Source organism: Ruoffia sp. FAM 26255 (assembly GCF_045528525.1).
Taxonomy (GTDB): domain Bacteria; phylum Bacillota; class Bacilli; order Lactobacillales; family Aerococcaceae; genus Ruoffia; species Ruoffia tabacinasalis.
Window position 1 is genome coordinate 1 of the sequence record NZ_JBGQQX010000012.1, and the last position, 19,472, is coordinate 19,472.

A 19,472-nucleotide genomic window follows, 5' to 3' on the forward strand; every position below is an offset into this window, starting at 1 on the left:
TTACACCGCACCCCCTTGTGCATTTCCTCCATGATGTCATCTTGAAGTTGAACATGTTTATCTTTAATATTTAGTAAGTCTGCGATATAATTCATATGAGCCAAGTGAATTCTCCTTTTAGTAATGTGTGGTAACTTTATTATATAGGAATTCACTGGCTTTTTGTGTACATACAAAAAAAGGTGTCAGTGAGATTTCTCTCACCAACACCAAAAATTCAAGAACCAAAAAATCGAATGAAAATCATAAGCTAACTTTTACACTGATTTGTCCTAGCGTGTAAAAACCCTTTGATTTATCATTCGATCAATTCATTTGTTTATTTGTAATATTCTGTCATCTTATAAAGTCAAGAATATGTTGCCATGTATCTTGATTTAACACTTCCCAGTAATTTCCGTCACCTATAATGGAATATCCAATAAATAAACCAAGAACGAAAAACAAAACGATAAATAATAAAAATAATATTACTTTACCAAGTGTTTTTAAGACGTTTATAAAAACATTGTCTTCAATATATTTATCTGACATATTTCGATCCCCTATCGTTAGTTTATCCAATGAGACGGCGTTTCAATCTTGAGAAATAGCGTGCAACTTTTTGTCGCCAAGATAGATTTGTCCGTTGTAATTTACCAGATTGAATTAAATCTAGCATAATACCCGTCCCTATCGCTACACAACTCATAGGTTGATTGGCACGAATAGCAGAGACATTTAAATACTCGGATAGAAAAACATCTATAGAACCGATTAATGCTCCCCCGCCTGTAAGTAGTATACCTTTTTCCATAATATCAGACGCAATTTCAGGTTGCGTGTCTTCAAGCAGTTCTTTAGCTGCTCTAGCTATCATAGCTAATTGTTCATGAATTGCTTCATATATTTGGTTCGATGTGACATTAATTGATTTTGGTAGTCCGGAAACTAAATCTCGACCTTTTAATGTCTTAGCCTCTAATTGAGCTTGATTCTCAAAGAACACTGCTGAAGCTAAATCGATTTTAATTTGCTCCGCAGACCGTTCACCAATGAGCAGTTTGTATTTATCTTTGAAGTATTGAATAATACTTGCGTCAAAATCATCCCCAGCAATCTTTAATGATGTACTTTGAATAATGTCGCCACCTGAAATTATTGCAATATCAGAAGTTCCACCGCCGATATCAATAACCATATTCCCAGAGGGATCTAGTAAATCAATTCCAGCACCAACTCCCGCCACTTTGGGCTCTTCTTCCATAAAAATCTTGCCGCCACCTGCTTTTTCAATGGCTTCAACAAGTGCCGTTTGTTCAATCTCACTTATATTTGATGGTCTACAAATAAGTACATTAGGTTTTGTAAACCATCTCTGTGAGTGGATTTTTTGAAAGAAAAGTACAAGAAGTGCTTCTGCAATATCATAATCTGCAATCACGCCACCTTTTAAGGGTTTTATGATTTCAATCGAATCTGCTGTTCTACCAATCATTTCATACGCTTCATTACCAATAGCGATGACTTCTTGAGTTTGCTTATCTAAAGCAACGACTGAAGGTTCATTTAATATGACCCCTCGACCTTTAAGATGAATCAAAACATTCGCAGTACCTAAGTCGATTCCGATATCTCTGCTCATGTATTTTCACCCATCTATTTTCTGTACTTTAAGCGAGTACTTTAGTTTTATTAGATTCAGAAACAATTGGTTGAATTTCTACACGTTCAATATTAGCACCTAAGTTAGCTAATTTCTCATGGAATTTATAATATCCACGGTCTAAGTTTTTTAATTCTGAAACGCGAGTTAATCCCTTCGCTACTAAACCAGCAATAATTAATGCGGCGGCAGCTCTTAAATCAGTTGCTTTTACGCTTGCACCACTGAATTCAGTTGGTCCATACATAACAGCAGTCTGACGCTCAATTGTAAATTTAGCACTCATACGACGTAATTCTTCAAAATGCATAAAACGATTCTCAAAGACTGTCTCTGTTAGAGCACTGCTTCCGCCAGCCAACAATTGTGCAATTGACATTTGCGCTTGCATATCTGTTGGGAAACCTGGATAAGGAAGTGTCTTAACATCTGTTGCTTTTAAGGTTTTTGGACCTTTAACACGGATTCCAGTTGTGTATTCTTCGAATTCAACACCCATTTCAGTTAATTTACTGATTAATGGTTTGTTGTGATCGCGAATCGCACCTTCAACAAAAACGTCCCCTTGTGTTACAGCGGCTGCAACAATGAATGTTCCTGCTTCAATACGGTCAGGAATAACAGAGTGTTTCACACCGTGAAGTGATTCAACACCTTTAATTTTAATCATTTCTGTTCCTGCACCGACAATTTTAGCACCCATTTTGTTAAGGAAATTAGCTAAATCAACGATTTCTGGTTCACGAGCTACGTTTTCGATGATTGTTTCACCTTCTGCTAGGACTGCAGCCATCATAATATTCTCAGTCGCACCCACACTTGGGAAATCTAAATAGATTCTTGCTCCTTTTAATTTAGACGCTGTTGCTTCTACGTAACCTGCTTGACTGTTAATCTCAGCACCAAGTGCTTCAAACCCTTTTAAGTGTAAGTCAATGGGTCTAGTTCCAATTGCACATCCACCAGGCATCGCTACTTTTGCATGACCAAAACGAGCTAATAATGGACCCATGACTACAATTGATGCTCTCATTTTACTTACGAAATCATAATCAGCGATTGTTTTAACTTCGCCTGTCGCGTCAATTTTCATTTCGTTCGCTTCTTCGTTAAATGAATTTTCTACTTGAATATTTGTTAATAATTCATTAATTGTAAAAACATCAGATAAAATAGGTACATTCGTTAGTTCAGTCACACCAGTTTCTGCCAAAATTGATGCTGCTAAAATAGGTAAAACGGCATTTTTTGCTCCCTCAACCTTTACCGTACCTTCTAGGCGATTTCCACCTTGAACAATAATTTCTTGCATTTTAAAATAATCCCCTTTAAGTATTTTGTCGCATTGGAGCTTACGACAAAAAATATAATATTTATAGAAAGCTACTCAAAAATATATTTTGAAGTACCTCAATGATCGTCAGTACGAACGAACCTGCTACATGTCCAACTGCGATACTAACTAATATACACGCGTACTGTGCCATGTAATATTTGCGCTCAGTAAAAAACTGACGCCAATTAATATCTTTAAAGACCATATAACTCAATAGGATAAACGTAAAACGGACAACAAGTACTGCCATACCATTAAAAATCGCCATACTACGCCCACCTTTCTAGTTCGAAATTATCATAGCATAAAATCAAATTTAATTAAACTGATTTATTTTATCCTAATTTCAGACTTGTCAAAATTAAATTTTAAAAAAGACAAGTGTAGTAATTCAAACATTGCTCTTATAAGTTTACAACTATCCCTTTTACAAATATTACAATTTCGCCATTTAATCAAATTTAAGTAAATCTTAACTTTCTTTGACTTAAAATTTATTAACAAACAAATTTTAATATTCTTAATTTAATTCTGAATACGTTATCATATTCTTGGCTAGTTAATAATATTATTTTATACAAAAAACTAGAACAAATAATGATTTGTTCTAGTTTAATCTTAGACTATTTTGTTGTTATTTCATTATAGTATCTACGGTGATCATCAATGCGATCTAAGTAGAACCCTGGATGAAGTGTTTCTTTATCTTTTACGACTTCGATGACGCCATCTTCGTTAGAGAGTGTTTGTTCGAAATTCTCTTCATAAGCACTGAAATCTAATTTTTCACGTCGATTCAAGTGCAATAACGTACCTTCTTTAGAAATATGGTCTTTGAAGCCTGCTTGAAGCACTCCTGTGAATAATTCTGCAACAGCACCAGATCCGTAACTAAACATCCCTATTCTCTGTCCTTCTTCAAGATTCTCATCAAAGTTTAGTAAGGAAATTAGGCTTAAGTATAATGATCCAGTATAAACATTCCCAACTTGGCGGCCAATGAATGTTGAGTCTTCGTAATGACTAAACCATCTTTCAACTAGCTCTGAATCAAGATTCGTTTCTTCTTTATTCTCTAAAGACTGCAGACATTTACGTCCCATCTTTGTGAATGGTAAGTGGAAAGAGATAGCTTGTAATTCACTTAAGCGTTCAGGGTAACGCTTTGCATACTCTTCAATTATCGTATTAAACATTTCAATATAAAGTTCTGTTGAGTATTTTCCTTGTACATATGGCACTTCTGCGTAAGATGGACGCCAGAAGTCGAACTGATTATCTGTTAGACTGAGCGTTTCGCTATCTAATGCTAAGATGCGAGGATTTGCTGTTACTAACATAGCAATTGCACCTGCACCCTGAGTCGCTTCCCCACCTGAGTTAAGTCCATAGCGTGAGATATCTGACATAATCACTAAAACTTTTCGCTCTGGATTCAGCTTTACGTAATTAAATGCAGATATAAGCGCTGCTGTTCCACCGTAACAAGCATGTTTCACTTCGTATGCTTTAGCAAATGGTTGAATACCTAGCATTTGGTGAATGTAAGTTGCAGCTGATTTTGAGAAATCAAAACCTGATTCTGTAGCGAAGATGACTTGATCAATTAATTCTTTATCTTCTTCAGTTACAATTCTGTTGGCTGCATTTGCTGCCATAGCAACAATATCTTCTTCAATGGTCGGTACGGCCATCTTCTCTTGGCCAATACCAATTAAGAATTTATTTGGGTCAATATCTCTAGCTTTTGCTAATTCAACCATATCAACGTAATGATTTGGTACGTGAAATGTAATTTGATCGATTCCTACCTTTACGATTTGAATCCACTCCTTTTCTATCTCTATTTCCTTATTTCTTCTAAAATTCTTCTCGCTGTATCCCGGTTCATTTGCGCTGCTTCATTTAGCTGAGTCACAACAGCCGGTATTTCTTCAATTGTTGCGCCAACTTGCATGGCTAAAGCACGTGCTTGCATACGCATATGTCCCTTTTGGATGCCTTCACTCACTAGCGCGCGCATAGCAGCAAAGTTTTGTATGAGGCCAACAGATGCAATGATATTTGATAAATCTTTGGCTGAGGTGATATTGAGCATTTTTAGGGCAAGTTTTGCGGTTGGATGTGACGATAAAGTACCACCAACGGTAGCAACTTGTAACGGTATCTCAATGCTACCTTCTAATGATTCATCTTCATAGTTTACTTGCCACTTTGTCAGTGAGCGGTATTGGCCATCCTTGACGGCATAAGCATGGGCGCCGGCTTCGATCGCTCTCCAATCATTACCTGTTGCAATAACCACGGCGTCAATTCCATTCATAATCCCTTTATTATGTGTTGTGGCACGGTAAGGATCTAGCCAAGCATAGTCTGAAGCCATCTCAAGACGCTCTGCTAAACTTTTGGCTTCCTCTTTATCTTTACTTAAATGAGCAAATGGCACTTTGGCTGTAGCTATGGTCACAGCTTGAGGTTGGTAATTGGATAATATACTCATTAAGACTTCACCTTCAATGATGGATTCCATCGTTGGAGAAAGTACTTCTAAGACGGTATTAATCACATTAGCCCCCATAGCATCACAAGGATCAAGTGATAAATAAACACTAACATAATTACGATTTGGATGCTCTTTCTCTTCAACCCAAATATCTTTTGGTCCACCGCCACGTCTGACCATGGATGCACTTGCTTGAGATGCAATGTTGAGTAGCTTCGCCTTATTTTCTTTAATGATTTGTTGAATTTCAATAAAGGGTTGTTGAACTGTCATAATAATTTGACCAATTAACAAGCGCTCTTTTGTTTCTGCCTGAATATTGCCTAGTAATTTAGCACCGAAACTTGCCGCTGCAATCACCGATGGTTCCTCTATTGCCATCGGTACTACATACTCAGCATTATTCACTTTAAGATTAACAGCTACTCCAAGAGGTAAATGATAATTAAACAAATAATTTTCTATCATTTGATTCGCATAGGCTTCCGGCAACACGGTGCTCGCTGAATCGATTGAAGCATCCAGCCATGATTCGATTAATTCTATCCGTTTGGAAATCGAATGCTTATAAAAGCCTGAGAAAAATTGCCTTTGGTCCATATTATTGCTCCTTCAAATTGATATTTTAGATATAGTGAGTCAATCGTTGTTTGTAGACATTAAAAAACGAATATAACTATTACGATGGGGTACAAAGTACACTTACCGTTTCAGCCGTTTATTATACTATGAATATATTTTATATTCTAGTAAATTTCTAAACTTCGTCTGTGTCCAGTCATCATGAATAGCATATTCGCTTTTTAAACGAGTCTTAAATTAATTATTTTGTTCCGAAAATTCTATCTCCAGCATCTCCTAGACCTGGGATGATGTAACCATGTTCGTTTAGTTTCTCATCTAAAGCCGCAGTGTAGATATCTACATTTGGATGTGCTTCTTGTAAAGCTTTAATTCCTTCTGGTGCTGCTACTAAACAAACAAATGTAATGTTTTCTTCTTTTACATTATATTTTGTTGTTAATTGGTTAAGTGCAGTGATTGCAGAAACTCCTGTCGCAAGCATTGGATCAACAACGAACACACGACGCTCGTCGATATCTTGTGGGAATTTAGCAAAATATTCAATCGCTTCTAACGTATCTGGGTCACGGTACATTCCGATATGTCCAACACGAGCTGCTGGAATCATGTCCATGATACCGTCTACCATACCTAAACCTGCACGTAAGATTGGTACAATTGCTAATTTTTTACCTGCAATTTGTTTTTGAGTTGTTTTCATAATGGGTGTTTCGATTTCAATGTCTTCTAAAGGAAGATCTCTCGTAATTTCATAAGCCATCAACATACCAATTTCATTTGTTACTTCACGAAATACCTTTGTTGAACAATCTTTATCTCTAATAATTGTTAGTTTATGTTGAATTAATGGATGATTTACTACCTCAAATTTTGCCATTTTATTCCTCCTAAGATAATTAATTATTTAAATAATGGTCGGTCTTTCATTAGTTCATAGACCTTGTCTTTAATTTCTGCCATTTCGTCCTCTTCTGCTGATAAAGCATCAAGGATGAAATCTGCTACTAATTCTACATCAGATTCTTTCAATCCACGTGTAGTAATTGCAGCTGTTCCAATTCGAATACCACTTGTTTGAACAAATGATTCTTTATCAAATGGAATTGAGTTTTTATTTACAGTAATTCCTACTGCATCTAAACGCTCTTGTGCCCATTTTCCTGTGACACCAAGTGGAGTCACGTCAATTAAGAATAAATGATTGTCTGTTCCACCCGAAATAATTCTTAACGGGCTTAAATCAAAAATTCGTGACATTGCTTTCGCATTAACTTTCACTTGTTTAATATAATCTTTAAAGGCTGGTTGCAATGCTTCATGAAGCGCAACGGCTTTGGCAGCAATAACATGCTCCAACGGCCCGCCTTGAATACCTGGAAATATCGCTTTGTTTAATTTCTTCGCGTGCTCTTCTTTCGCAAGAATCATCCCACCACGAGGTCCACGAAGGGTCTTATGTGTTGTTGTCGTGACAACATCCGCATAAGGTACTGGATCTGGATGCTCTCCAACCGCAACTAAACCAGCAATGTGAGCCATATCTACAAAGTAGATTGCGCCTACTTTTTTAGCTATCTCACCGATACGTTCAAAATCGATTTCACGAGAATAAGCACTTGCACCTGCAATTAACATTTTTGGTTTGACTTCTGTAGCAATCTCTTCAAGTTTAGCGTAGTCAATGAGTTCAGTCGTCGGATCAACTCCGTAACTATACATCTCATAAGACTGACCACTAAAGTTAACCGGTGAACCATGAGTTAAATGGCCACCTTGGGATAAATCCATCCCTAAAACTTTGTCGCCTGGCTCTAAAAAGGCACGATAAACAGCTAAGTTTGCACTGGAACCAGAATGTGGTTGCACGTTTGCATACTCAGCATTGAATAATTCTTTTGCACGATCAATCGCAATTTGTTCAATCTTATCAACAAATTCGCAACCGCCATAGTATCGCTTACCAGGATACCCTTCAGCATATTTGTTAGTCAAAATACTTCCTTGAGCTTTTAAAACACTTGGTGATACGAAATTCTCAGAGGCAATTAATTCAATCCCATTTTGTTGACGTAGTTGCTCGTTCTTAATCTGTTCAAATACAAATGTATCATCATTAAATGTCATAGTGACACCTCCAGGTTATTTTTTATATTATATCATACTCGACGACGCTTTAGAAAGACGGTTTAAATATGCATGTGTTTCGTCTGTTTCGTCAAATGCCTGCGCAAAAATCAAATCACAGTCACTACTTTCAAGGAAACGTAGGCCTGCAAATAGGCGTTGAGTTGCTTGTTCAAGCTCTTCATTGCTACCTAATGAATAGTAACTGAAGCCAATATTATTTGTCTGTAATTCAGAAATAATATGATCTTGGGCAAGAATTCCAATCTTTAAATCCGTTTCCTTAATAAAGTCTTTCCATTCTTCAAGCGAATGGGATGGATCAACCATCTTAACAGGTTGACTTGGACTATAATGCGTATATTTCACACCTGGACTCGCAATCGTCGTGTCTTTCATTTGTTCCTCGCTTGATTTCTCTGACACATCAATGCCTGTCGCTTTGGATAACATCGCTTGAGTAATAGCACCAGGTCTTAATATCTCGATGCGTTCTGCTGTTGGCCAAACTACCGTTGACTCAACACCGACTTGTGTGAACTCAGAATAATTATTCACGACGCCCGCAATCTTTCCATCGAAATCATGAATAACATGCTCAATGGAAGTTGGACTCGGTTTACCAGATAAATTTGCACTTGGGCCTACTAAAGGAAAGCCAACCATCTCAATTAAAAGCAAAGCTTCCAATTGATTGGGCATGCGAATGCCCACAGTCTTTTGATTCGGTGTCACACTTTCAGCAAATATACCTTTCTTCACTGGAAAGATAATTGTTAAAGGTCCTGGCCAAAAAGTTTCCATTAATTTCAAAGCCACATCGTTCACTTCTTCAACATAATCATAAACTGAATTGATATTGTGAACATGCACGATTAAAGGATTATCCGAAGGTCGTCCTTTAGTTTTAAATACTTGTTTGACAGCTTGATTGTTGTTCGCAATCGCACCTAAGCCAAAGACGGTTTCAGTTGGAAAGGCAACTAATTCTCCTTGCTTTAAAGAATCCGCGGCTTCGCGCAACTCTTCACGCCCAAATATTTTAGTTTTGTTTAGTTTTTCATTATTCATTCTATATACCTACTTTACAATTCAATTTGTACGTAACGATTTTTCCCATTTAAATCTAGGATAATTTCAATAGTGGAATTTGGAAAGGTCTCAGAGAAGATAGTTTTAACTGCTTCTCCTTGTTGGAAACCAATTTCCACAATGATCATGCTCGTTTCCTTTACATATGATTGTATTTGTTTAGCGAGCTGTTTGTATATCGCCAATCCTTTATCTTCTGCGAATAAGGCTAATGACGGTTCAAACTTCTTCACGCTATCATCCATTAAATCCAACTCGTCTTCACTAATATAAGGTGGGTTGGATACGATTAAATCAAAGCTTTGTTGTGGGATGTGTTCAAATAAATTACTTTCGATAAACTCTACATTGACTTGGTGATTTAATGCATTCTCTTTAGCGACTTCCAGTGCTTCAGGTGAAATATCTGAGGCAAAAACGTGTTGCTCTGGATTTAACTTCGCTATCATTATAGCTAAAATCCCCGTGCCCGTTCCAATATCTAACACTTTAGCGTCCACTTTCTCTTCCAAATAGTGGTTAGACAAACTGACAATCCCAGCAGTATCTTCTCTAGGAATCAGCGTGTGTTCTGTCACTTTAAATTTTTCTTCCATAAAGTAAGCATGACCGAGTAGATATTGAATGGGTTTTCCTTCAACGATTTGTTCAAGTATGCGCATATAGTGTGTATGCATTTCTTCTTTGACTGGTTTATTCAAACCTAGTACAACATCTGTTAATGTTTGTTCAAAAGTCATCATCCAATACGTTCTTGCTAAATGCTCATCTAACCCCGAAGCTTTTAAAAAAAGTGAAGCTTTATTCAAAGCTTCACCTAATGTTAGATTAACTGTTTGGACCATTTAACTCCTCCAATAGTTGAGTTTGGTCGTAGACAATTAATGCATCAATTATGTCATCTAAATTACCACTTAAGATTGAGTCTAACTGTTGAATTGTTAGTCCAATTCGGTGATCAGTCACTCGGCTTTGTGGGAAGTTATATGTACGGATTCTTTCAGAGCGGTCCCCTGTTCCGATTTTTAATTTACGATCTGCATCAATCTCAGATTGTTGTTCTTCTTGCACTTTATCGAACACACGTGCACGTAAGATTTTCATTGCTTTTTCACGGTTTTTCAATTGTGAACGCTCATCTTGCATCGCAACAACTGTATTCGTTGGAATATGTGTTAAACGTACAGCTGAAGCTGTCTTGTTAACGTGCTGTCCACCCGCTCCACTCGCGTGGTAGATGTCGACACGGATATCATTGTCATCGATATCGAAATCGATTTCTTCCGCTTCTGGCATAACGATTACAGTTGCCGTTGAAGTATGTACACGTCCTTGAGATTCAGTCTCAGGAACTCGTTGAACACGGTGAGCACCGTTTTCATATTTAAGTTTTGAATACACTTTGTCGCCTGAAATCATTAAGGTTACTTCTTTATAACCACCGATACCCGTAATGTTTGCATCAATGACTTCTACTTTCCAACCTTGGTTAGTAGCGTAATGTGTATACATATCTAATAAATCTCCAGCGAATAATTGTGCTTCGTCTCCACCGGCTGCTCCACGAATTTCCATAATGATATTCTTTTTATCATTTGGATCTTCAGGAATCATCATAATTTTAATTTGGCTTTCTAATTCTTCACGCTCAGATTTTAATGATGATAATTCTTCTTTCGCTAACTCAGCCATTTCATCGTCAGTGTTCTCAGATAGAATTTCTTCTGTTTCACCGATTTCTTCATTAACTTGTTTATAGCGTTTGATTTTTTCGACTTTGGGTCTTAAATCACTTTCTTCAATTGTTAATTCTCGTAGACGATTTGTATCACTAATCACACTTGGGTCACTTAGTAATTCATTGACTTCGTCATAGCGAAAAATTAACGAATCTAGTTGTTCAAACATTATTTTTCCCCATTTCTTATAACTTGTTTACGCCGCCTGGATTGTGATAGCAGCTTCGGCAGACTGGTAAGTAGGATTCATTTCCACCTATTTGGATTTGTTCCCCTGTATATACCGGTTCTCCGTCATTAATTCTTAAGTTCATTGTTGCTTTACGGTGACAATACCAACAAATTGTCTTGAGTTCTTCAATCTTGTCAGCATAGATTAGAAGGTATTTTGAACCTTCAAATAGCTCGTTTGAGAAATCGTTTTTTAATCCAAAAGCCATGACTGGTATGTTTAGTTGATCTACAACACGAGCAAGTTCTAATATATGATGTTTCTTTAAGAATTGCGCTTCGTCGATTAAGATACAATATAACTCCGTATCAATTGCAGCAATCTCTTCATATAAATCCATGTCATCCGTAATCGGAGTTGCTTCACGTTCTAATCCTGTACGACTTGCAACTAAGCCTACTTTTGTACGTGTATCGACAGCACTCGTAAAAATTTTAACCGGTTTATTTTGCTCTTCGTAGTTATGTGCAACCTTTACGATTTCAATTGATTTCCCACTATTCATTGCACCGAATTTGAAGTACAGTTTCGCCATGATCTAACTCCTTCTTTTCTACTCTCAACTATTAATAATAAAATACTCAAGCATCTTAGTCAATTGCTTGGATGAAATATTATCATAAAAATATCTTAAGTGATTTTAGGGTATACTCTATATATTCCTAACTAAGAATATCATACCTGCATTCGACTTTGATTACAATTATGGTAAAAGTGTATTTTGGAATGACTTTATGGAAATATAATACTTTATTTTAAGACGGATGATTGCTAAAATACTAATGTTAAAAGAGTAATCTTACTCACCAAAGGAGAATTATGAATGAGCTTTAGAAGTAATATTGCCACTCACGTTGGCCGCCTATCTCGTTGGGCTCTTACAAAATTTACTGGTGGCGGAAGTAGTTTGCCCGGTAAACTAGCCTTAACGATTGACCCTGATATACTAACTACATTAGGTGAAAACTATGATGTTGCTATCATCACTGGAACGAATGGTAAAACCTTAACGACTGCGTTAAGTGTCTACGCTTTGAATGAAGCTTACCCTCACGTCTTAACTAACCCGACAGGTTCAAATATGCAGCAAGGGATTGTCAGTACTTTTCTAGCTGCCCCTCGCCTTGAGAAAAATAAAAAAGGCATTGCTGTGCTTGAAGTTGATGAAGGTTCCCTAAAACACGTTGTCAAATACGTGCAGCCGAAAGTATTTGTTCACACGAACGTCTTTCGTGATCAAATGGACCGTTACGGTGAAATATATACAATTTATAAATTAATGGCTGATGCAGCAAAAGAAGTGCCTGAAGCGACAGTGATTTCTAATGCAGACTCGCCGATCTTAAATTCCATTGATTTACCAAACCCTCGTCTTTACTTTGGTTTTGAAGATCAAATGGATGGCAATGTCGTTCCGCATCATAACACTGATGGTATCTTATGTCCTAAGTGTGACCACGTGTTAAAATACCACACGTTAACTTATGCGAACCAAGGTAAATTCTATTGTGAAAATTGTGACTTTAAACGCCCTGAGTTGGACTATAAAGTGACGAGTTTAGATGATTTGAACATTACAGACTCAACTTTTACAATTAATGATTATCAATTCCAAATTCCAGTCGCTGGAATGTATAATATCTACAATGCCTTAGCTGCTTATAGTTTAGGTCGCTTCTTTGATTTATCTCCTGAACAAATTCACGATGGCTTTGAGAAAGCAGAACGTGTCTTTGGCCGTCAAGAGATTTTAGATATTGAAGGCAAGCAAGTGTTAATTAATTTAGTTAAGAACCCCGTCGGCTTAAATCAAGTGATTGACTTAGTTGGCCTGGATAAAGACCCATCGACGTTTATTGCGATTTTAAACAATCAATACGCTGATGGAACAGATGTGAGTTGGATTTGGGACGGAGACTTCGAGAAGATGTCTGATTTCAATATTCAATCTGTCTACACTGTAGGAATGCGTAAAGAAGATATGACGAAACGCTTAGAAGTAGCAGAGTTATTCGATGGTGACATTCAAGAACTCAATTCTGTAGAAGAAGTGGTTCAAGCGACTCGCGAAGCGAAGACAGACAGTGTCCATATCTTCGCAACTTATACAGCCATGCTGGATTTACGAAAAGAATTAATTCAAGCAGGCTATATAACAAAATAACTTAAAGAAAAGAGTGCCCTTTATGAAAAACATTCGAATTGGTCATCTATACGGCAACTTAATGAATACCTATGGCGATAACGGAAACCTATTAATGCTTCAGCATTACGCTAAAGAAGCAGGCTATCAGGTTGAAACAACGATTGTCAGTCTAGGTGATGACTTTCTAGCTGAAGATTATGATTTACTTTTCTTCGGTGGTGGGCAAGATTATGAACAAAAGATCGTCTCGCAAGATTTACCGCGCATCCGCGATGAAATTGCATCATTCATTGAGAACGACGGTGTCATGTTAACCATTTGTGGTGGCTTCCAATTACTTGGTCAATACTACATCAATGCTGCTGGTGATCGTTTAGAAGGAATGAATATCTTACCTCATTATACTGAGAGACAAATCGATTCTCGTTTTATAGGTGATATTGAAATCTATGATGAAGAAAATGATCAAACTTATTATGGCTTTGAAAACCACAACGGCGTCACTCATCTAGGATCTGAGTTAAAACCTCTGGGGCGTGTTATAAAAGGAAATGGGAATAACGGTATGGACCAAACTGAAGGAGTTCATTACAAAAACACCTTCGGCTCTTACTTCCACGGTCCCCTACTCGTTCGAAATGAATGGCTCGCAAGACATATTGTTGAATTAGCGATTCAAAACAAATAAAAATTATCCCTGACTCATTCTTTATTGAAAAAGTCAGGGATAATTTTTTATGTTTAATTATTTTGTTGCCATTAATTTGTTTGTAATTTCTTCGAATTGATCAATATAGTTAACAAAAGTGTCTAAAGATTTTTGCCAAAATGCAACATCAGTGACATCAACGTCCATCGCTTTTGCTGTCTCTTCAACAGATGATACGGTCGTTAGTTTTAATAACTCATCATATCGTTCAACAAAGCCTTCTGGTTGCTCTTCATAGATTGTATATAAGCCCCTAGCGAACAAACCACCAAATGCATAAGGGAAGTTATAGAAACTTAAACCTGCTGAATAGTAATGACCTTTATTTACCCACATATATGGATGTAAGTAATCTGGGTCTAACCCATCCCCATAGGCTTCTAATTGAGCTTCTTTCATTAGATCCTCAAGCTGTTGACTGAATAAGAATTTATCTTCTTTTGCTTCAAATAATTTTGTTTCAAAGTAATAACGTGAATAAATATCAACGATAATTTGAGTCGTATCTTGTAACAATGATTCGATTAAAGCAAGTTGTTCAACTTCATCGTCTGTATTATTTAACAAGTCATTCATAATTAATGTTTCATTAAATGTTGATGCTGTTTCAGCAACTGGCATAGAATAAGACCAATTCAATGGTTTATGTGCTTGGATAATTGATCCGTGATACGCATGCCCTAGTTCATGCGCCATTGTAATGACACTAGATAGTGATCCATCAAAGTTCGTCATAATACGTGATTGGCCAATAAATGGTAAGTTAGAGCAGAACGCCCCGCCTCGTTTACCTTTTCTTGGAATGAAATCCACATAGTTCTTATCGTAAAATTCTTGTACTAAATCAGCTAACTTATCTGAGAAGGGTCTAAAGTGATTGACTAAGTATTCTCCAGATTCTTCAACTGAGAATTGTTGACTTGCTTCACCCATGGGTGCGAATAAATCATAGAATGGTAAGCCATTTTTATGTCCTAAGTAAGTGGCTTTTTGTTTTAAATAACGTCTGAATTCAGGTAAGTATTTTTGAATTGCTGTCATTAAACTGTCTAATGTTTTACGGTCCATGCGTGATTGTTGCAACGTTTCATCTATGGGTGACTCATAGCCACGTAATGATGAAGTTGTTAGAACTTGTTGTTTAATATTATTTAATGAGAAAGCAACGGGGTCTTTAATTTTGTCATACATGGCTAATTCAGCTTCATAGGCTTTTTTACGTACATCTTGGTCTGCATCATAAGCTAAGTTTCGAATTTCACTTAACGTATATGTTGTTCCATCTACGTCAGTTTCTACTGTAGAAGTTAAGAATGTATGTAAGTTTGACCAAGCACTTGCACCAGAGTTGTCTAGTTTTGAAATCACGGCTTCCGTATCTTCATCTAATAAATGCTTTGCTTCTTCTTTCAATTCATTAAAGGCAAATATATAGTCTGATAACTCACTATCTTGAGTAATATCGGTTGTAATACTTCCTAAAAAACGATCTAAGATAATTTGGTTTTTAGTCAGTTCTGACATTACTTTTGAAAACTGACCACGATAATTAGTCGAAGTTTCATCAGTTGTATTTGTTGATAATGTTAGGCTAATGAATGATCCAATGCGTCTTGCTGTAATTAATAAGTCTTCTTTAAATCTCACAGCCGCTTTAATATCTTCTAAATTATCTTCTAAAGTTAATTTGTTAAAATCCTCTTCGAATTGCTTTAATTTTGCCCAATCCGATTTAAATTCTTCACTCTCATAGCCTACATATAAATCATCGAGTTGCCATTTGTACATTTTATAACGCCCTTTCTTTTCTACATTTACTTAAATAAATAACATAATTATTACAGGTAAGATAATTGCTGGAACAAAATTCATTATTTTGAATTGAGTGACTTCAATCATATTCAAGCCTAAGCCAACTAATAATACAGAACCTACACAGATAATCTCTGTGATGACATCCGCGGGTAGCCAAGGCTCTAGTAAGCCAGCAAAAATAATAATACTTCCTTGAATCAATAGAACAGGAATTGATGCTAAGGCAACACCAATACCTAAAGATGATGCTAATAGAATCGATGTAATACCATCTAAGATACTTTTCGTATAAAGAGTTGTATTGTCACCAATGAGGCCACTTTCTAAAGATCCGACAATGGCCATTGATCCAATACAGAAAATCATTGCGGCACTGACCATTCCGTGTGAAAGGTCACCGTATTTGGCACTACCTTTACTGATTTTCTTCTCTACTTTATTAATGCCAGATAGAACACGGCGATCAATATCAACCCACTCGCCAATGAGTGTTCCAAGAACAATACTTAAAATCATAACAATAGTATTATTCCCTTGGATTGCACCGGCAATTCCGATAGATAGAACACACAAGCCAACAGCTTGCATTAAACTTTTTTGTACTCGCTCAGGGATACCTGAACGAATTTGTAGTCCAATCAAAGAACACACAATGATGGCTACTGCATTAACGATTGCTCCCATATTCCAACTCCCATTCGATTAATTTAATTCATCACTCGCTTCATCAGTTGAACTCTCTTCCTCTTCAACTTCTTCTGAGTCACTCTCATCAAGTGACTCATTATCCGTTTGATATTCACTTTCACTTACAACATCTAAATCTTCATTGATGTAATTAACCAAATTAGGTGTCCAAGTGAAATCAAAGTAATAAATTAAATCGTCGCTATCTTCAATTGTTTCTTCTGCAGCTTCCTCTTCTAATTCTTCTTCATCATCACTTTTCACTGGTGTGTTAATCGCGATATATAAGGGTTCCCCTTGCCAAACTTCTTGATATCTCAGTTTATCTAAGGCAAAAGTCTTAATTGTTGTATAACTATCTCCTGGTTTGATGACCGTACCGTTGTAATCATTAATTAAGACGTAATCACTATTCAAGCTATCTTCACCAATTTGTAAAGTGGCAACCCCATCTACTGGAAGGAGTTCATGATCGCTATTATTAGTAACTTCATACTCAATAGATACGATGATTTGACCATAATTAAAGTTTTGAAAATTTTCTTCATAAATATCTTTCGGTTCAAAATCACTGATTTCAGCTCTTAATAACTCAACTGAAACATCGTCATCTTCACTCGTTTCGTTTAATTCATCTTGAGCTAAGATCGTCTTTTGACCCCACCATTCTGATGATAAACGATCTGGAATCATTTGATTATTCTCAGATAATTGCTCTTGAGTCTCCTCGTCTAAAGGTAAGTAAAGAACGCGTTCATCTCCTAGTAAACTTGCACCCACTCCTGAGATGGCATCTGGTTCCGACTGAGGTGGTACAACAGTTAGGTAAACATTTCCTAAATCTGATGCTTCTTCCCACTCATCCTGACCAAGGCTATAAATAAGATAACCGTTAACAGTCATGCTTGGTCTTATTTCGCCGTTATTTTGTTCGAGTATTTTCGTTAAATCCCCGCTTTGAGCTGGATATAAAGCGGATGATGGGTGCATTTTCATATCTGCTGATTGATAACTCATTCTTAAGCCTTCAATCGGGTAATAAATCGTTTCATCTGTTAAGTTTGTTATAGCAACTTCCATTAAGATAACTGCACCTGGATTGTCTTCATAGTTAAATTCGCTACTTACAGATTCATCGGCACTGTCAACTTCAAAGACTTCCATATTCTCGACACTTAATTGAAAATTATTCTGTGTTTGAGAGAATGTTTCATTCACTTTAAAGTTAGACTCTTCCGCTAGTGTTAAAACATCACTGTTTCTAAATTCAGCAATCACTTGACTAAATTCTGGCACAAAGCGCGCATCAATGGCTGTTTCATTTTCAGCATTTTCCGCACTTGAAGGTGTAACATCTGATTCTACTTGACTCACTTCTTGGCTAGAAACAACCTCTTCAATTTTTTTTTCAATCTTGCCACAACCGACAAGAAACAGAGCTGCAATAAATATGAGCCCTATTTTTTTATAAAATTTCATTTTGTTAATGTGTTTGTTCATATACTTCAACCTTTTACTTTTATTCTTTTTCCTTTACAGGACTTGCGATGACTTCGGGTGCTAATGTTTCCACTTCGTATTCTTCTTCGAATAATCCTGAAGATTCTCGAAATGTATTATACAGCTCCGTCACAATTACTTTAATGACCGCGTAGCCTGGAACCCCTATGATAACTCCTGATAAGCCGAATAAGCGTCCGGCACCGAGTAATACTAATAGGATTGTTACTGGATGTATTTTTAAATTGTTTCCTAATATTTGTGGTGATACAAATCGTCCTTCAAGCAATTGCTCGATGGCCACCACAATTAATACTTTGATAAACATGTACGGCGAGATTAATAGTCCGATAATTAATGCCGGTACAACCGCCATTATAGAACCCAAATACGGAATAATATTAAATATACCCGCAATCACAGAAAGTGATATTGCATAATCTAAACCGATGATTGAATAACCAATCGCAAAGATTATTCCTACTACGATCGCCACTAATATTTGTCCTCGAATATACTGGGAGATTTGGTGATTCGACTTGAATAAAATTCGCCCTACTTTTGGTCGATATTTATCAGGCACATGATATAAAATATATTGCGGAATTTTATGGCCTTCCAGCAATAAATAATATAGTAACACTGGCATTGTTATTAATCCTGTTACTACTTGTGCCACCGTTCCAATTACACTTCCTAGACCGCCAAAGGTAGATGTAATAATCGTATTCAACTGATCTGTGATACTATTCCAATCAATATTGGCAAAATATTCAGTAATCTTCGGGTCAATTAAACCACTTTCAAGATCGATAGGTAAAGACTCGATTGTTTCCATTAATGATGCTTGATAATTGGGTATATTCGCAACGAATGTTGTCGCTTGTTCTCTTAGCAATGGTATTAAAGTAGAAATACCCCAACTAATTAATGCAATAATAATGATAAAAATAATCCAAATCGAAATATTTCTTGATACGCCTCGTTGGATTAATTGCGCAACAAATGGTGAAAATAAATAATATAAAATCCCCGCTGCAACAATTGGAAAAGCCACTAAATTTACAAAAGTGACGATTGGGGTAAATAAGTACGCGACACGTGTAAATATTAAAATAATTAATAAAATTAACAGTGTATTGAATAAGAAAATTACAAATTGGTTGTTCAGAAATTGACTTACAAACCAACTTTCTTTACGCTTTTCGTTCCGTTTATTATCTGTCATAAAATTCACTCCAATGACTTAAGATAATGATATTTTAACACACTACTAATAAAAAAACTCAAGAATCTAATTCATTCATGATTTTACTCATCTATGCTATACTTTATGTATTAATATACTGGGAGGATATC

At 36.4% G+C, this 19,472-nt stretch carries 18 protein-coding genes; 2 read left to right on the forward strand and 16 right to left on the reverse strand.

All coding sequences use genetic code 11. From position 1 onward, the window contains the following. Positions 1–336: 336 nt before the first annotated feature. From ACEN31_RS03790 to ACEN31_RS03845, 12 genes are all read right to left on the reverse strand, one after another. Positions 337–534, reverse strand: a complete 198-nt coding sequence (locus tag ACEN31_RS03790) for a DNA-directed RNA polymerase subunit beta (protein WP_407108685.1) — start codon at positions 532–534, stop codon at positions 337–339. A 22-nt stretch (positions 535–556) separates the two neighbouring features. Next, entirely contained in the window at positions 557–1,624 is a 1,068-nt protein-coding gene (locus tag ACEN31_RS03795) for a rod shape-determining protein (protein ID WP_407108686.1), read from the reverse strand. 28 nt (positions 1,625–1,652) lie between these two features. Continuing rightward, a complete protein-coding gene (gene murA / locus ACEN31_RS03800; protein ID WP_407108687.1) occupies positions 1,653–2,957 on the reverse strand; it encodes a UDP-N-acetylglucosamine 1-carboxyvinyltransferase in 1,305 nt (434 codons plus the stop codon). 61 nt (positions 2,958–3,018) lie between these two features. Continuing rightward, positions 3,019–3,249, reverse strand: coding sequence for a DUF1146 family protein (locus tag ACEN31_RS03805; RefSeq protein ID WP_138403656.1), 231 nt, complete (start codon positions 3,247–3,249; stop codon positions 3,019–3,021). Between the two features lie 355 nt (positions 3,250–3,604). Further along, positions 3,605–4,828, reverse strand: a complete 1,224-nt coding sequence (locus ACEN31_RS03810; RefSeq protein WP_407108707.1) for a hydroxymethylglutaryl-CoA synthase — start codon at positions 4,826–4,828, stop codon at positions 3,605–3,607. After that, positions 4,825–6,084 (reverse strand): hydroxymethylglutaryl-CoA reductase, degradative, encoded by a 1,260-nt coding sequence (locus tag ACEN31_RS03815; RefSeq protein WP_407108688.1) that lies wholly within the window; start codon positions 6,082–6,084, stop codon positions 4,825–4,827. The genes ACEN31_RS03810 and ACEN31_RS03815 overlap by 4 nt, the downstream gene beginning before the upstream one ends. 223 nt (positions 6,085–6,307) lie before the next feature. Continuing rightward, entirely contained in the window at positions 6,308–6,946 is a 639-nt protein-coding gene (upp, locus tag ACEN31_RS03820; RefSeq protein WP_197104567.1) for a uracil phosphoribosyltransferase, read from the reverse strand. A 23-nt stretch (positions 6,947–6,969) separates the two neighbouring features. Beyond that, positions 6,970–8,193, reverse strand: coding sequence for a serine hydroxymethyltransferase (gene glyA, locus ACEN31_RS03825; protein WP_407108689.1), 1,224 nt, complete (start codon positions 8,191–8,193; stop codon positions 6,970–6,972). Between the two features lie 27 nt (positions 8,194–8,220). Beyond that, the gene (locus ACEN31_RS03830; protein ID WP_407108690.1) at positions 8,221–9,264 is read right to left on the reverse strand and encodes an L-threonylcarbamoyladenylate synthase; all 1,044 of its coding nucleotides are present in this window, start codon (positions 9,262–9,264) and stop codon (positions 8,221–8,223) included. 14 nt (positions 9,265–9,278) lie between these two features. Then, a complete protein-coding gene (gene prmC / locus ACEN31_RS03835; RefSeq protein ID WP_407108691.1) occupies positions 9,279–10,130 on the reverse strand; it encodes a peptide chain release factor N(5)-glutamine methyltransferase in 852 nt (283 codons plus the stop codon). Then, entirely contained in the window at positions 10,114–11,193 is a 1,080-nt protein-coding gene (gene prfA / locus ACEN31_RS03840; protein ID WP_407108692.1) for a peptide chain release factor 1, read from the reverse strand. The genes prmC and prfA overlap by 17 nt, the downstream gene beginning before the upstream one ends. A 16-nt stretch (positions 11,194–11,209) precedes the next feature. Next, positions 11,210–11,791, reverse strand: a complete 582-nt coding sequence (locus ACEN31_RS03845) for a thymidine kinase (RefSeq protein WP_407108693.1) — start codon at positions 11,789–11,791, stop codon at positions 11,210–11,212. A gap of 288 nt (positions 11,792–12,079) precedes the next feature. Between ACEN31_RS03845 and ACEN31_RS03850 the strand changes: the two genes are divergently transcribed. Beyond that, positions 12,080–13,420: a MurT ligase domain-containing protein gene (locus tag ACEN31_RS03850; protein ID WP_407108694.1), complete on the forward strand. Its 1,341-nt coding sequence runs from the start codon at positions 12,080–12,082 to the stop codon at positions 13,418–13,420. A gap of 22 nt (positions 13,421–13,442) precedes the next feature. Continuing rightward, positions 13,443–14,090 carry a type 1 glutamine amidotransferase gene (locus tag ACEN31_RS03855; protein WP_407108695.1) on the forward strand — a complete coding sequence of 216 codons (648 nt, stop codon included), beginning with the start codon at positions 13,443–13,445 and terminating at the stop codon, positions 14,088–14,090. A 57-nt stretch (positions 14,091–14,147) separates the two neighbouring features. Here the strand turns inward: ACEN31_RS03855 and ACEN31_RS03860 are convergent, their stop codons facing one another. The 4 genes from ACEN31_RS03860 to ACEN31_RS03875 are packed head-to-tail and all read right to left on the reverse strand — an operon-like array spanning position 14,148 to position 19,341. Next, complete coding sequence (locus ACEN31_RS03860; RefSeq protein ID WP_407108696.1) at positions 14,148–15,899, reverse strand: M3 family oligoendopeptidase; 1,752 nt, start codon at positions 15,897–15,899, stop codon at positions 14,148–14,150. A 30-nt stretch (positions 15,900–15,929) separates the two neighbouring features. Further along, positions 15,930–16,610, reverse strand: a complete 681-nt coding sequence (locus ACEN31_RS03865; protein WP_407108697.1) for a DUF554 domain-containing protein — start codon at positions 16,608–16,610, stop codon at positions 15,930–15,932. An 18-nt stretch (positions 16,611–16,628) separates the two neighbouring features. Continuing rightward, entirely contained in the window at positions 16,629–18,092 is a 1,464-nt protein-coding gene (locus ACEN31_RS03870; protein WP_407108698.1) for a DUF5068 domain-containing protein, read from the reverse strand. Positions 18,093–18,132: 40 nt separating this feature from the next. Then, complete coding sequence (locus tag ACEN31_RS03875) at positions 18,133–19,341, reverse strand: AI-2E family transporter (RefSeq protein WP_407108699.1); 1,209 nt, start codon at positions 19,339–19,341, stop codon at positions 18,133–18,135. Positions 19,342–19,472: the final 131 nt, after the last annotated feature.